Raw genomic sequence first — 14,494 nt, 5'->3', positions numbered from 1 at the left:
CCTGCGCATCGTCATGGGTGATCTGGATCGCGCCGCCTTGCTGCGCGAGATGGGGACCGGGCTGATGGTCACCGAGCTGATGGGGCATTGCGTGAATCCGGTTACCGGCGACTACTCGCGCGGTGCCGCTGGCTTTTGGGTGGAGGGCGGAGAGATCGTACACCCCGTGGAGGAGATCACCATCGCAGGTAATCTCAAACGCATGTACGCGGGCCTGATCGCCGTCGGCAACGATTACGATTATTCAGGGAGCACGCGCACCGGTTCCTGGCTGATCGACAAGATGACGATCGCAGGCGAATAAGACGCCGCGTGCAGGGGCTTGTCGCCCCTGCCGCGGCAATCGGTGCGCCGATCGCGGCGGCATCCCGAGGATTCGAGCGACCGCCGCGCCAACGATCACACCCGCATAATGGATACACCCGACCCGCTCGACGAAACCTTGGTGCTGATCGCGTCGGCGCCCGAGTCCGCCTCCGCCCTCACGCTCTACGCCCTTGCCTGCACGCTCGAGCATCAAAAGGCCGGCTGTTTGTTCAAGCTGACCAAGCTGTTCGATCTCCCCGCCGAGCATCGTCCGTTGGCTTACGGCCTGATGGAGCTCTTGGCTGCGGGCGAGGTCGGCACGCAGCGCTGGACCGACGCGAAGGCGCGGATGGACGACCTGATCCGCGGAACGCCTCGGCGCTCGCTCTGAGCTCGGCGGCTCTTGCCCCCATTCAAGGTTTTTGTCTTCCCGTCGCTCGGGCTCTTGAGCTGTTCGAGCAGCGCGTCAATATTGGACGAAATATGAACAGCCTGCGTGCTGTTGCCTGACCTGTTCTCGGGATCAAACGGAAGGATCAATTCGGATGTCAGTCAAAACAATCGGGATCGTCGGCGGAGGTATCGGTGGACTGGGCGCGGCCTGGCTGCTGGATTCGCGTTACGAGGTGACCCTGCTCGAGCGCAATGCCTATATCGGCGGTCACAGCAATACGCTCGAGGTCCCGGACCCGCGCGGGCCCTTTCCGGTCGACACCGGATTCATGGTCTTCAATCGGCGCAACTATCCGTTGTTGACGGCGATGTTCAAGCATCTCGGTGTTGCGACCTATCCCACCAGCATGTCGTTCGCGGCCAGTCTGGATGGCGGGCGTATCGAGTACGGCGGGGACAGTCTGAATACGCTGTTCGGGGCGCGCTCGAATCTGTTCGATTGGCGCTTCTTATGGATGATCAAGGAGATTCTGCAGTTCAACGCAGCGGCGAAGAACTTCATCAATTCCAGCCCCGGCGATACCCTGACTGTCGGGGATTTCCTGCAGCGCGGTCGTTACTCGGAGCGGTTCGCCAACCACTACTTGCTCCCCATGGCGGCGGCCATCTGGTCCTGCCCTACCGAGGACATGCGGGACTTTCCCTTCCTGAGCTTTGCCCGATTCTTCGCCAACCACGGTCTGCTCGATTTGGTCGATCGCCCGGATTGGGAGACGGTGCGCGGCGGCAGTCGTGCCTATGTGCAGGCGATCCTGGCGCGCTTGCGGGGGCGTTGTCTGGCCGACACCCCGGTCGAACGGGTGCGGCGTCTCGATCAGGGCGTCGAGGTCGAGACCACGGCCGGCGAGCGGTTGCGCTTCGATGCGGTCGTGATGGGGTGCCATGCCGACGAGGCGCTCTCTTTGATCGAGTCCCCGACGCCGGTCGAGCGCGACATCCTGGGCGATTTCCGGTATCAGACCAATCAGGTCTTTCTGCACACCGACACCTCGCTGATGCCGAAACGCCGCCGAGTCTGGTCGTCGTGGAACTATATCGAGCAGCCGGGGCAGGGCGCCGATCGTCCGGTGACGGTAACCTACTGGATGAACAGCCTTCAGGATCTGCCGCCGGACCGCGATGTCTTCGTCAGCCTGAACCCGTGTGTGCCGCCGCGCAGCGAGTCGATTCTCGCCGAGATGACCTACGAGCATCCTATGTTCGATGCGAGCGCCACCGATGCTCAGCAGCGCATCGCCGAGATCCAAGGCCGCGACCGGATCTGGTTCAGTGGGGCGTATCTGGGATACGGATTCCATGAGGACGGCCTGCGTGCCGCGGTGGACGTGGCGCGCGGGCTCGATGTCCGTCCGCCCTGGGAGACGGCTGCGCCCTCGACCGCACCCAAGATCGGGGAGGGTGCCGGCACCGGGACTGACCGGAACAGCGTGTCGGCGGTGACCGCGTGAGCACCTTCGCCGGCCGAATTATCTTCGGCGATGTCATGCATCGGCGGCTCTTTCCGGTGCGCTATCGCTTCGTCTATCGGGTCTTCAGCATGTTGCTGGATGTCGAGCGAGTCGACGAGATCGCGCGTGATTGTCGCTGGTTCTCGCACAACCGCTTCAACCTCTTCTCGTTCCACGACCGCGACCACGGTCCGCGCGACGGTCGCGGCCTCAAGCCCTGGCTGCTCAAGCAGCTGCGCGCCTGCGGGCAGGAGATGGAGGTCGCCCGTATCGAGCTGCAGTGTTTCCCGCGTGTGCTCGGATTTGTCTTCAATCCGCTGAGTGTCTGGACCTGTTTCGATCGTTCGGACAGGCCGGTTGCGGTGCTGTGCGAGGTCAACAACACCTTCGGCGAGGCCCACAGCTATCTGTTGCACGAGAAGGGCGCGCCGATGGACTGGCCGATCCGTCACGCGCATCGCAAGGACTTCCACGTCTCGCCCTTCGTCGACATGAACGCCGACTATCACTTCCGGTTTACCCGGCAAGGCGATCGGCACGCGATCGTGATCCGCGAATATCAGGACGGATCCTTGATGTTGGTGGCCGTCCAGCAGGGGATCGCAGAGACGATCACGGACGGCAAGCTGCTGCGCGCCGCCTTCACCTATCCCTTCCTGACCCTGAAGGTCGTTCTGATGATCCATTGGCAGGCTTTGAAGATCTGGCTCAAAGGCGGGCGCTACCATTCCAAGCCGGCTCCGCCCCTAGAAGAGGTGTCCTGATGTCCGCAGAGGAGTTGATCCAAGAACCCCTGTCCCGCCGATCGAGCTGGTCGAGCCGCCTGATTGGCGGGTTTTGCCGACACCTGGCGTTCGGCCAGCTCTTGGTCCGTTTCCCCGACGGGAGCGCCACCCTGCACCGCGGCCGTTTCCCGGGCGCGAGCGGCGTCATGGAGGTACAGTCGCCGCTCAAGATGGCGGGTCGGCTGCTCACCCGTGGCGAGGTGGGATTCGGCGAATCCTACGTGGAAGGGCATTGGACGACGCCCGATCTCGCCGCGTTGCTCGAGGTTCTCTACGACAACATGGAGCATCTGGGCGTGGGGCCGCGCGGGATGCGTTGGTCGCGGCTGTGGGATCGATTGAGCCATCGGCTGCGCGACAATCATCCCATCAACAGTCGTCGCAACATTGCCCACCACTATGACCTGGGCAACGACTTCTACAGGCGCTGGCTCGATCCGAGTATGACCTACTCCTCCGCGCTCTTTGCCGACCCGGCTCGGGACAGTCTGGAATCGGCCCAAGAGCGTAAATATCTGCGCTTGATCGATGCGCTGGACGCCAAGCCCGGCGAGCATATCCTGGAGATCGGCTGCGGGTGGGGTGGTTTCGCGGAGCTGGCGGCACGCCGCGGCCTGCGCGTGACGGGCGTGACCCTCTCGCGCGAGCAGCTCGCCTATGCGCGCGAGCGCCTCGAGGCCGCCGGTCTTGCCGATCGAGTCGACCTGCGGCTTCAGGATTATCGTGACGTCGAGGGTCGCTTCGACCACGCGGTCTCGATCGAGATGATGGAGGCGGTGGGCGAGGCCTTCTGGCCGACCTACTATCAGGCCTTGCGGCGGCTGGTGCGACCGGGCGGTCGAATCGCCCTGCAGGTCATCACCATCAACGAGGACGATTTCCCCGTCTATCGCAAGCAACCGGATTTCGTGCAGCTCTACATCTTCCCGGGCGGGATGCTGCCCACGCCCGAGCGCATGACACGCGAGGCGCAGGATGCGGATCTTCTGATTCGCGATACCGCGTGGTTCGGCCTCGACTATGCCGAGACCCTGCGACGTTGGCGTCTCGCCTTCCATGCGGTGGACCGCGAGGTGGCCCGGCTCGGATACGATGCGCGTTTCCGCAGGATGTGGGACTACTATCTCGCCTATTGCGAGACCGGTTTCAAGACGGGTTGCATCGATCTGACCCAGACCATCCTCGAGGTCCCGCAACGCAGCTGAGGCCGGTTACGTGGCGCGGCGGGCGTGCCGTCGAGCGCGTCCCGCGCCCTTGCACGCGCCCGAGCGTCGGACTGCGCCGGGCGACGCCATCCGAACCTTCCGTAGAATCGACGCGCAATGGAAACCGCATGAGCGAGATCGTCCTGATCAACGTCTCGGGCGAGGATCGCCCGGGCATTACCGCGGCCCTGACCGCAATCCTGGCACGATATCGGGTGCCGATACTGGATATCGGTCAGTCGACCATCCACAACGCCTTGGCGCTGGGTCTTCTGGTCGAGTTGCCGGCCGACAGCGCATCCTGCCCGGTGTTTCGCGATCTCTTGTTCACCGCACATGGGATGGGGCTTGATCTGCGGTTTACGCCGATCGATCCCGACGCCTACGAGGACTGGGTGGCCGAGCAGGGGCAGCCGCGGCATATCCTCACCCTCCTGGGGCGCGAGATCGAATCGGAGCACATCGCACGGGTGTCCGCCGTGGTCGCCGAATACGGTCTGAACGTCGATCGGATCTCGCGGTTGACGGGACGTCTCTCGCGGCGCTCGCCGGAGCGCCATCCGCTTGCCTGCGTGGAGCTGTCGGTCCGCGGTGCGGTGGCGGATCTCTCGGAGCTGCATGCGGGGTTGCTTGCGCTCGGGCAGATCCTGGACGTGGACGTCGCGGTGCAGGAGGACGATATCTTCCGGCGCAACCGGCGTCTGGTCTGTTTCGATATGGACTCGACCTTGATCCAGACCGAGGTGATCGACGAGCTGGCCGCGGCAGCTGGTGTTGGACCCGAGGTCGCCGCCATCACGGAGGCCGCGATGCGCGGCGAGCTCGACTTCAAGGAGAGTTTCCGGCGTCGTATCGCGCTGCTCGAAGGCCTCGACGAGTCGGTACTCGGCGAGATCGCCGAGCGCCTGCCCATCACCGAGGGCGCCGATCGGCTGATCGCCAGCCTCAAGCAGCTCGGCTATCGCATCGCCATCCTCTCGGGCGGCTTTACCTATTTTGCCGAGCACCTCAAGCGCCGCTTCGGGATCGACGACGTCTATGCCAATACACTGGAGTTTCGCGACGGCAAGCTGACCGGCACGGTCTCGAGCGAGATCATCGACGGGGCACGCAAGGCCGAGCTGCTGCGCGAGATTGCGAAGCGCGAGGGGATTCGTCTGGAGCAGGTCATCGCCGTGGGCGACGGTGCGAACGATCTGCCGATGCTTGCGATCGCTGGCCTCGGGATTGCTTTTCATGCTAAGCCGATCGTGACCAAGCAGGCGCGTCACGCTATCGCGAACGTCGGGCTCGACGGGATCCTCTATCTGCTCGGGATGCGTGACCGTGACGTTGAGCGTCTCGCCAGGGGGGCGCTGCTCAACCCCGGCCACGTCGCTGACCGGATCGGCAGAGTGGAAGCGTAGGGTGGGTTGGTAGGGTCAAGCGCAGCGCAGTCCACCGAACCCAGCTCCGGCGCTGGTGGACTGCGCTGCGCTTGTCGACCCTACGTGCGCTTCTACACCTTGCGTGCGCTAGTCAGCCCTGCCGATTGGTCTTACGGACGCCAGCGCACCAGGGCCTCGACGGCCGTGATCCGTCCGCTCGCGAGCTCGACCTACGGCTGGTAGTGCAGAAAAAGCTCGCCGCTGCGCACGGCCTGGTCGATTCGATCCGTCAGGGCGGCATCGCGGCGGACCTGCCGCGTCATGGCGTCGGTGTGGAATGCGTAGCTGCCCCGTCCGTTGTTCTTGGCCTTGTAGAGGGCGACATCGTCTCGGCCGAGGAGGGTTTCCAGGTCGATATCCGGCTTGGGGACGAAGACGACGCCGACGCTCGCCCCACAGTTGATGGCATGGCCGTCGATCGAATAGGGCCGACCCGAACGGCTCGCAGTTTCCGTCAGTCTGCTCGGTACCGGCTTCGTGAATCCTCACAGTGCCGGGCTGCAACCGGAGTATCCGCATCCGTCGCCTGATGGGATAATGCCGGCCCGACCGTCAACACCGCAATGGTCCATCGCCGGAGATCCGCAGATGCCCGACCTCGACCGGACCTACCGGATCGGCCCGATCCACTTGGCGCCGTCCGTCCTGCCTCGAAACGGCTGGACCTTTTTAGCTGCTGCGTTTTTCTCGATCGGGCTGATGATCTTCATCTCCATCGGACAGACCTACATCCTCAACGAGCATCTGGGCGTCCCGGAGTCCAAGCAGGGCGCGATCAGCGGCAACCTGGTCTTCCTCACCGAGATCGTCACCCTGTTGCTGTTTCTGCCGGCCGGCGTACTCATGGACCGGATCGGTCGCCGAGGGGTCTACGCGGCGGGGTTTCTGGTTCTGGCCCTCACCTATGTCCTCTATCCGCTCGCGGAATCGGTCGAGGCGCTTTATGTCTACCGGGTCCTTTATGCGATCGGGGTGGTCGCGGTCGCGGGCGGGTTGTCGACCGTCCTTGCCGATTATCCGGCAGAACGCTCCCGCGGCAAATTGGTGGCCATCGTCGGCGTCATGAGCGGCCTGGGTGTCGTGCTCATCAGTCAGGGTCTCGGTGCCATGCCGAAGGTCTTCACCGGCGCGGGCTTCGACGGCGTTACCGCGGGTCGGTTGACGCATTTTATCGTCGCGGGTCTCGCGGTCGCGGTCGCCCTGTTGCTCCTCTGGGGCCTCAAGCCGGGTCTGCCCGTGCGTCTCCAAGACCGCCCGAGCGTTCGCGAGCTCTTGGTCGGCGGTTTCGCGCACGGGCGCAATCCGCGCATTCTCCTAGCCTATTCGTCTGCATTCATCGCACGCGGCGACCAATCGGTCAATGCGATCTTTCTCGTCCTCTGGGGCACTCTCGCGGCCAAGGCAGCCGGCATGGAGTCCGCCTCGGCGGTGATGAGCGGTACCCTGATCTTCGTGATGGCGCAGATCTCGGCACTCGTTTGGGCGCCCGTCCTCGGCCCGCTGCTCGACCGCATCGACAGGGTCACCGGGCTTGCGATCTGCATGGCGTTGGCGGCTCTGGGCAATCTGAGCCTCTTGGCGCTCGAGGACCCGCTCTCCTCATACGGTCCGATCTTCTTTATTCTGCTCGGGATCGGGCAGATCAGCGTCTATCTCGGCGGTCAATCCTTGATCGGGCAGGAGGCTCCGGCCGGACAGCGGGGCTCGGTGCTCGGTGCCTTCAACGTCGCCGGCGCGATCGGTATTCTCTTGATTACGCCGGTCGGCGGGTATCTATTCGATCGGGTCGATCCGCGCGCACCCTTCTATGTGGTGGGCGCGATCAATGTCCTGCTTGTCTTTGCGAGTATCTATGTTCGGTTGAGGTACTCGCCGGAATCGGCAAAGGCAAAGGCTTCGGAGCGGGTCTAGCGGCCTTCCGGCGTCGATCTATACGCCGGGGCCAGAGGAGCAGCAGACACAAAAAAGCCGGCTTGAGCCGGCTGATGTGTAGCGGGAATTTTGGTCGGGGTGACTGGATTCGAACCAGCGACTTCTGCCTCCCGAAGACAGCGCTCTACCAAGCTGAGCTACACCCCGAGACGTTCATCAATTCTTACGGTCAACCGAGAAATCGGCCAGTGTTTCCATGGCGTCCCTAGCCGGGGAGGGAGGCAACGTAGCCAATGCACGCTTTGCTCGATCCGCGTAGTCTTCCGCAAGCCGCGTAGTATAGGTAATGGCGTCGGTCGACGCAATCGCCTCGACGACGGATTCCATGTATTTGCGGCCACCTTCTTCGATGGCCTTGCGCAGCAGAGCATTTTGCTCGGGTGTTCCGACCTCCATCGCCCGAATCACCGGGAGGGTCGGTTTGCCCTCGTCGAGGTCGTCGCCGACATTTTTGCCCAGCTCGGCGTTTGCCGGGCTGTAGTCCAATGCGTCGTCGATGAGCTGAAAGGCAATCCCGAGGTTGAGGCCATAGCTCGCCGCGGCTTCTTCGGCGGCGGGGCTCGATTCGGCGAGCACGGCGCCGAGGCGCACGCCCGCTTCGAACAGCGTCGCTGTCTTGCGGGTGATGACCTCCATATATCGGGTCTGATCCGTGTCGGGATCGTGCGTGTTGAGCAGTTGGAGCACCTCGCCTTCGGCGATCCGGTTGGTCGCATGCGAGAGAATGTCCATGACCCGCATACTCCCGACATCGACCATCATCTCGAAGGCGCGGGAGTAGAGGAAGTCGCCGACCAACACGCTGGCGTCGTTGCCCCAGACGACGTTGGCCGTCTCGCGGTTGCGTCTGAGCTCGGAAGCATCGACGACGTCGTCGTGCAGCAGAGTCGCGGTGTGAATAAACTCGACGATCGCCGCAACGTCGATGTGTCGGTCTCCTGTATACCCGCAAGCCCGGGACGCTAGGAGCACCGAAAGCGGTCGCAAGCGCTTGCCGCCGCTGTTGACGATGTAACCGCCGATTTGATTGATGAGCACCACGTCTGACCGGAGTCGACGCAGGATCAAGGCGTCAACGGCCTTGACGTCTTCGGCGACGGGTTGTCGGAGCGCGGTAATATCCATGAGGTATCGATGGACTGGCTGATCGTGGCGGCGGATGCTAGGTGTGGGATGGGGGTCTGTCAAGTCGGGGGGCGGGCTGCGAGCCCCTTGTGTCCTCGGCTCTCCTGCGGGTTTCCGGTCGAGGGGTCGAGGCACTGCGTCGCACTCCGACACGCCTGCGTCAACCTCCTTGACCGCGGAGCATCCGTCGAGTAGCATTCCGCTTCTTTTGTTTCGGCGCCTATCGCCGATCTCGCCGAATGGTTTTGGGGATCTTCAGACATGTACGCGGTCATTCAAACCGGTGGCAAACAATACCGGGTTTCGGAAGGCGACACCGTCAAAGTAGAAAAGATAGTGGCGGAGCAGGGCGCTGTCGTTGACTTCGACCAGGTCCTCCTGGTGGCCGACGGGGACGATGTCAAGGTCGGCAAGCCCTACGTCGAAGGCGGTAAGGTCAGCGCAACGGTGGAGGGCCACGGTCGTGCGAAGAAGGTCATGATCGTCAAGTTCCGGCGGCGCAAGCACCACCTGAAACGCCAGGGCCATCGTCAATCGTTCACCGCACTGAAGATTACGGCGATCAGCGCCGGCTGAAGAGGAGACTCCCATGGCACATAAGAAAGCTGGCGGTAGCTCGCGCAACGGGCGTGATTCGGAATCCAAACGGCTCGGCGTCAAGGTCTTCGGTGGTCAGGTCGTGAAGGCCGGGGCCATCATCGTGCGCCAACGCGGCACCCGATTCCACAGTGGTGTCAACGTCGGCTGCGGCCGCGACCATACGCTCTTTGCGTTGCGCGACGGGGTCGTGACCTTTGTCGAGCAGGGGCCGAGGAATCGTAAATTCGTGACCGTGGTCGAAAAGTCCGCGGGCGTCGTCGGCTCGGCCTGATCGGTTCAGGCTCCACCCATCGCAACGGGCACGCGAGCCTCGCCGTTTCGGCGGGGCTCTTTTCGTTTCAGCGATGAGGTTGTTTGAGTTATGAAATTCGTCGACGAGGCGTTCATTCGGGTCGAGGCGGGAGACGGCGGCAGCGGCTGCGTCAGCTTTCGTCGCGAGAAATACATCCCGAAGGGCGGGCCCAACGGCGGCGACGGGGGCAACGGCGGCAGCGTCCACCTTGTCGCCGACGTGAATCTGAATACCCTGGTGGATCTGCGTTACCAACGCGTGCATCGCGCGGAGCGGGGGCAGAACGGCAGGAGCCGGGACATGACCGGTCGTGCCGGCGCGGATCTCGTGATTCGGGTCCCGGTCGGGACGCGCGTCTTCGAGCGCGAGACCGGCGAGTTGATCGGTGAGCTCCTGGAGTCCGGCCAACAGATGTTGGTTGCCCAAGGCGGCTTTCACGGCATCGGGAACGCGCGCTTCAAATCCAGCACGAACCGAACCCCGAGGCAGTTCACCCCGGGAACACCGGGCGAGCGCCGAGACCTCCAGCTCGAGCTGATCCTGCTCGCGGACGTCGGCTTGCTCGGCTTTCCGAATGCCGGCAAATCCTCTCTGATTCGCCAGGTCTCCAGCGCGCGTCCCAAAGTCGCGGACTATCCCTTCACGACGCTTTATCCCAACCTCGGCGTGGTTCGGCTCGGTCGCGACCGCAGCTTCGTGATTGCCGATATTCCCGGCGTGATCGAGGGTGCGGCGGAGGGTGCAGGGCTCGGAAGCCACTTTCTCAAACATCTCTCCCGCACACGTTTTCTGTTGCATCTGGTCGATGTCGCCCCGCTGGACGAGGCGGTGGATCCCGTCGAGCAGGTTCGCAAGATCGAGGCGGAGCTCTCCGCGTTCGGCGAAGGACTTGAGCTCAAGGAGCGTTGGTTGGTGCTCAACAAGATCGATCGCCTTCTCCCCGATGAGCACGAGCAGCTGCGCGACGAGATCATCGCCCGGCTCGAGTGGACGTCACCCGTCTACGGGATCTCCGCGATGACAGGGGAGGGCACGACGGCGCTGATGGGCGATTTGATGACTCGGCTCGAAGCGTTGGCTGCCGACAGGGCCGCAGCCGAGCAGGCAGGAGCAGATCGCGATACGGGCGCCGATGGCAATTCTGCGGGGCCCGAGACCGAATGGCATCCGCTCGACTGACCTGACTGGATCTGTCCTATGATTTCGCGCGCCATGATCCCCTTCACGCGTCGATGGGTCGTGAAGATCGGAAGTGCATTGTTGACCCGCGACGGTGCAGGACTCGAGCGCAGCATGCTCGTCCCGTGGGTTGAGCAGATCACCGCGCGCCGAATGGCGGGCAACGAGGTGGTTCTGGTGTCCTCGGGCGCGGTCGCGGAGGGGATGGCGCGGATGGGCTGGCGGGTTCGTCCGAAGGCGCTCCATGCACTGCAGGCGGCTGCCGCGATCGGACAGATGGGGCTCGTACGCGCGTATGAAGACTGTTTCCAGGCGCGTGGACTGCATACCGCTCAAGTGCTCCTAACCCGTGACGATCTAGCCGATCGGGCCCGCTATCTCAACGCCCGAAGTACCCTCCGCACCCTGCTCAAGCTCGGCGTGATCCCCGTCATCAACGAGAACGATACGGTTGCAACCGACGAATTGCGCTTCGGCGACAACGATACCTTGGCTGCACTGGTTGCCAACCTGATCCAGGCCGACCTCCTGATTCTGCTGACCGATCAAGACGGTCTGTTCGACCGGGATCCGCGCGCGCACGCCGATGCCTGCTTGATACCGGAGACGCGGGTCGACGACCCGCAACTGGATCAGGTCGCAGGCGGCAGCGTCACGGGCCTGGGTACGGGTGGAATGGTGACCAAGGTCCGTGCAGCTCGGCTTGCAGCGCGCTCGGGTACCCCGACGGTGATTGCTCCCGGGCGCGGAGAGGACGTCCTGAGGCGGATCGGTGAAGGGGAGGGTGTCGGCACCTTGCTGGTGCCCTTCCAGGGCCCTCAGGCGGCGCGCAAGCAGTGGTTGGCCGGTCATCTCCAGGTCCGCGGTCGTCTCACGCTCGACGCCGGGGCCGTCAATGCCTTGCGCGAGAAGGGGACGAGTCTGCTCGCCGTCGGCGTCAGAGAAGCGCAGGGCGCCTTCAATCGCGGCGAGGTCGTTGCTTGTGTCGACGAATCTGGCTGCGAGGTGGCGCGTGGTTTGGTCAACTACGATGCGCAGGAGGTCGCGAGGATCAAAGGTCATCCGTCGAGCGGGTTCGAGGCGATCCTTGGCTATCTCGACGAGGAGGAGTTGATCCATCGCGACAATCTGGTTCTGCTCTAAACCGGGTCCCGAGTGACCCAGGTTGCTCTGGAAGGGACTCGATCCATCGTCCCGTGATCGAGCGCCGGAGCGGACGCCGTTTAGGTTTACGATTGCTCTCCTTCAATCCTCCCCTCGTCGCCCGACCTTAATCAGTGCCGAGGCCAGCCTGGAGGAGCGCTTCGATGCGATCTTCACCCGGCGTACCTCCTACGCCACCCTCGACCGCACCCTCAAGCGCCTGCATACCCACAAGCGCGAGCTGCTGTTGGTCCTCGAACGCCCCGATCTGGTCCTGCACACCAACGGCAGCGAAAGCGATATCCACGGCTTCGTGAAATGGCGAAAAATCAGCGGCGGCACCCGCAGCGACCTTGGCAAAGACTGTCGCGACGGCTTCGCCAGCTTGAAGAAGACCTGCCGCAACCTGGGGATCTCGTTTTGGGACTACCCGGGCGATCGCATCAAACAGCTCGGGACGGTTCCGCCGTTGCCCGACATCGTCCGCGAGCGGGCGTTGGCCGCTTCGGCGACGCCCTGAGTTTTTGAGAAGTTACTTCCAGAATGCGTAAGAATTTGAGTGGAAAAGCCTTGGCCACGTTCGAGGCGGAACTTGACGTGTGGCAAGATGTGCTTGAGTGATTCGAGTAGATCAAGGGCGGCGGCGGAAAGCGCAACCCCGCGCAGCCTGCTTCCGAGATCGTCCGCGTGCGGCTGAAGAGCGGTCTTTCTCGGGCCCAGTTCGCAGCTGCGCTGGGGGTGTCGAAGCGCACATTGGAACAGCGGGAACAAGGTCGCCGGCAGCCGTCGCGGGCCGCAAAGCAGTTGCTGAGGATCGCCGAGCGTCATCCCGAAGTGTTGATCGAGATTGCCGCCTATGGGAGGGCGCAGGAGCAGCGGAAAAGGGGTCAACGAATTCCCAAAAAAGTCGGGGTCTTGTCATCCTGCCTGTTTGGATCACGGCGCAAGCGTGCGCCGCGGTCGATTCCTTCGGCTCACGCCAGCCGGGGTGTCGGATCACCCGACCAGTTGACGGACGGGTCAAACCGCAAGACCCGGGTTAAGTCCGTGCGACCCCGAAGCCTTTCGGGACCGTCCCGCGGTCTCCAATGCGTCAGCGCTTCGTTTGCCGGTCCAGCTGTGCCTTGAGGCGTGCGATCTCGGCGAGGGCGGCCTGCTTGTCTTGGAGTGCGGCCTCCTTGGCCTGTCGCTCGGCCTACTTGGCTTGGCGCTCGGCTTCCGCCGCTTTGAGCGCTGCTCGGCGGCACGCCGCTCTTCGAGCTCGTAGGCGACGGCACGTTGCACGCGCAGGGCCTCTTGGCGCGACTGATCGCGGTGGTGATCGCGCTCCTTCTCGGAAAAGGCATTCAAGGTGCTCATGGCGGACCTCATGATGGGGGGCTGCATCCAGGCGGGCAGCTGGGTCGGATCCAGGGTCTCTCCGTCCTTGAGGAATCTCAGCCAACGTTCGGCATCGGTTTGGACCGGCTCGACGTCGAATTTGCTCAATGCGAAGACGCGGATGGTCCCGTGATCAAGGAGCGCTGGACCGCAGTCGTCGCGCAACCGGTAGCGATGGGCGTACTCGGGGCGATCCCGGAGTCGAGGGTCTCGCGCTCGTTGTAGGGGTTGAGAATGTCGACATCCGTGATCGGCGCGGCGAGATCATCGGCGAGCAGTGCGTTGAGGAAGTGGATCAGCAGGTCGCGATGGTCGTCGGACCCGAAAAGGGTCTTGAAGACGCAGTCGACCTTGGGATCGATGGGGTGTCGCATACTTAGCGAGGCTTCGCCTCAGACCAACGAGACATGGGGAGGCCCCGATTGATCGTCGGTGCACTAAGCTACCGTATAGAGCCGCCTGGGCGGCGAGTGGGACGCGATGTCCCTGTGTCAACCGGGGCCTGCCGTCATGATAGGACAAACCATCGGTGAGTTGTTGAACGGGCATGTGACGCTGGATGTCGAGGGGATCGATCGACTCTACCTCAACGCCTACCAGCCCAGGCTGCAGACCGGGAGCGGGGTGGCTTACTTCTTCCGCATGCACCGCGGCGCTGCCGTCGCCTCGACCATGTTGATGGCCCCGATGAGTCATGCCTTTGTCACCGCGATCGAGGCCTTTGCCAAGCGCGAGCAGATCGACGTGGTGCACTTTCATGCGCACCGGAACAAGGATGAGGAAACGCAGAGACGCTTGGCGTTGGCACCACCGACCGAGGGTGTGCTGTACATCGGCGTGGCGCAGGAGAAGTTTTCCACCTTTCGCGTCTCCAAGAGATGCAACCCGCTGACCGGCGAAAGCTTTCCATGGCTCAGTCGCTCCGATGTCATGTGCAACCAGTACTATTTCTACCTCGTGGACGAGGACTTCGGTCCGCTGTTCATCAAATTCTCATCCTACTTTCCCTACACCGCGCGGATCTGCCTGAACGGCCACGAGTACGCCAAGCGGCAACTGGCGAAGGCCGGCCTGGCCTTCGCGCCGCTCGACAATGGGATCCTGCGGTGTGCAGAGGGGCCGGCCCTGCAAGGGATCCTCGACGCGATGAGCGCCGAGCGCATCGAGGCGATGGTGCGCAAATGGTTCGCGCGCCTGCCGCATCCCTTCACGCCCGAAG

General features: G+C 63.4%; 16 protein-coding genes, 1 tRNA gene and 1 pseudogene. 14 read left to right on the top strand and 4 right to left on the bottom strand.

What is annotated here, in order from left to right; genetic code table 11:
* The 6 genes from VLR48_RS09875 to serB all read left to right on the top strand — a co-directional run.
* On the top strand, positions 1-304 hold a 304-nt coding region (locus VLR48_RS09875), incomplete at its 5' end, for a metallopeptidase TldD-related protein (protein WP_325291620.1).
* A gap of 108 nt (positions 305-412) precedes the next feature.
* Positions 413-697: a hypothetical protein gene (locus tag VLR48_RS09870; RefSeq protein WP_325291619.1), complete on the top strand. Its 285-nt coding sequence runs from the start codon at positions 413-415 to the stop codon at positions 695-697.
* A 154-nt stretch (positions 698-851) separates the two neighbouring features.
* Positions 852-2,207, top strand: coding sequence for an NAD(P)/FAD-dependent oxidoreductase (locus VLR48_RS09865; protein ID WP_325291618.1), 1,356 nt, complete (start codon positions 852-854; stop codon positions 2,205-2,207).
* Complete coding sequence (locus VLR48_RS09860) at positions 2,204-2,971, top strand: DUF1365 domain-containing protein (RefSeq protein ID WP_325291617.1); 768 nt, start codon at positions 2,204-2,206, stop codon at positions 2,969-2,971. Before VLR48_RS09865 ends, VLR48_RS09860 begins: the two co-directional genes overlap by 4 nt.
* Positions 2,971-4,197: a cyclopropane-fatty-acyl-phospholipid synthase family protein gene (locus VLR48_RS09855; RefSeq protein WP_325291616.1), complete on the top strand. Its 1,227-nt coding sequence runs from the start codon at positions 2,971-2,973 to the stop codon at positions 4,195-4,197. The genes VLR48_RS09860 and VLR48_RS09855 overlap by 1 nt, the downstream gene beginning before the upstream one ends.
* Before the next feature lie 128 nt (positions 4,198-4,325).
* Positions 4,326-5,603, top strand: a complete 1,278-nt coding sequence (gene serB / locus VLR48_RS09850; protein WP_325291615.1) for a phosphoserine phosphatase SerB — start codon at positions 4,326-4,328, stop codon at positions 5,601-5,603.
* A gap of 191 nt (positions 5,604-5,794) precedes the next feature.
* Here serB and VLR48_RS09845 read toward each other — a convergent pair whose 3' ends face one another.
* Positions 5,795-6,028, bottom strand: a complete 234-nt coding sequence (locus VLR48_RS09845; RefSeq protein ID WP_325291622.1) for a hypothetical protein — start codon at positions 6,026-6,028, stop codon at positions 5,795-5,797.
* A 184-nt stretch (positions 6,029-6,212) separates the two neighbouring features.
* On the opposite strand from VLR48_RS09845, the gene VLR48_RS09840 reads away from it, so the two are divergent.
* Positions 6,213-7,535: an MFS transporter gene (locus VLR48_RS09840; protein WP_325291614.1), complete on the top strand. Its 1,323-nt coding sequence runs from the start codon at positions 6,213-6,215 to the stop codon at positions 7,533-7,535.
* 91 nt (positions 7,536-7,626) lie between these two features.
* Here VLR48_RS09840 and VLR48_RS09835 read toward each other — a convergent pair.
* Both VLR48_RS09835 and VLR48_RS09830 read right to left on the bottom strand, forming a co-directional pair.
* Positions 7,627-7,703 (bottom strand) — tRNA-Pro (locus tag VLR48_RS09835).
* Positions 7,704-7,712: 9 nt separating this feature from the next.
* Complete coding sequence (locus VLR48_RS09830; protein ID WP_325291613.1) at positions 7,713-8,681, bottom strand: polyprenyl synthetase family protein; 969 nt, start codon at positions 8,679-8,681, stop codon at positions 7,713-7,715.
* Positions 8,682-8,942: 261 nt separating this feature from the next.
* On the opposite strand from VLR48_RS09830, the gene rplU reads away from it, so the two are divergent.
* The 6 genes from rplU (at position 8,943) to VLR48_RS09800 (ending at position 13,023) form a co-directional block, all read left to right on the top strand.
* On the top strand, positions 8,943-9,257 hold the full coding sequence (gene rplU / locus VLR48_RS09825) for a 50S ribosomal protein L21 (protein ID WP_325291612.1): 315 nt from the start codon (positions 8,943-8,945) through the stop codon (positions 9,255-9,257).
* A gap of 13 nt (positions 9,258-9,270) precedes the next feature.
* Positions 9,271-9,552: a 50S ribosomal protein L27 gene (gene rpmA, locus VLR48_RS09820; protein WP_325291611.1), complete on the top strand. Its 282-nt coding sequence runs from the start codon at positions 9,271-9,273 to the stop codon at positions 9,550-9,552.
* A gap of 90 nt (positions 9,553-9,642) precedes the next feature.
* Complete coding sequence (gene cgtA, locus VLR48_RS09815) at positions 9,643-10,752, top strand: Obg family GTPase CgtA (protein ID WP_325291610.1); 1,110 nt, start codon at positions 9,643-9,645, stop codon at positions 10,750-10,752.
* Between the two features lie 18 nt (positions 10,753-10,770).
* A complete protein-coding gene (gene proB, locus VLR48_RS09810) occupies positions 10,771-11,895 on the top strand; it encodes a glutamate 5-kinase (RefSeq protein WP_325291609.1) in 1,125 nt (374 codons plus the stop codon).
* A gap of 22 nt (positions 11,896-11,917) precedes the next feature.
* Positions 11,918-12,415: a hypothetical protein gene (locus VLR48_RS09805; RefSeq protein ID WP_325291608.1), complete on the top strand. Its 498-nt coding sequence runs from the start codon at positions 11,918-11,920 to the stop codon at positions 12,413-12,415.
* Between the two features lie 110 nt (positions 12,416-12,525).
* The gene (locus tag VLR48_RS09800) at positions 12,526-13,023 is read left to right on the top strand and encodes a helix-turn-helix domain-containing protein (protein WP_325291621.1); all 498 of its coding nucleotides are present in this window, start codon (positions 12,526-12,528) and stop codon (positions 13,021-13,023) included.
* Positions 13,024-13,379: 356 nt separating this feature from the next.
* Here VLR48_RS09800 and VLR48_RS09795 read toward each other — a convergent pair whose 3' ends face one another.
* Positions 13,380-13,649, bottom strand: coding sequence for a PD-(D/E)XK nuclease family transposase (locus VLR48_RS09795; RefSeq protein ID WP_325291607.1), 270 nt, complete (start codon positions 13,647-13,649; stop codon positions 13,380-13,382).
* Positions 13,650-13,785: 136 nt separating this feature from the next.
* On the opposite strand from VLR48_RS09795, the pseudogene VLR48_RS09790 reads away from it, so the two are divergent.
* Positions 13,786-14,494: pseudogene (locus VLR48_RS09790) on the top strand (hypothetical protein); the annotation flags it as partial.

The organism is Thiocapsa sp., assembly GCF_035467215.1.
In the GTDB taxonomy this organism is placed as follows: domain Bacteria; phylum Pseudomonadota; class Gammaproteobacteria; order Chromatiales; family Chromatiaceae; genus Thiocapsa.
Note: the sequence above shows the minus strand (reverse complement) of the source record. Positions and strands in the feature narration are given on the sequence as shown.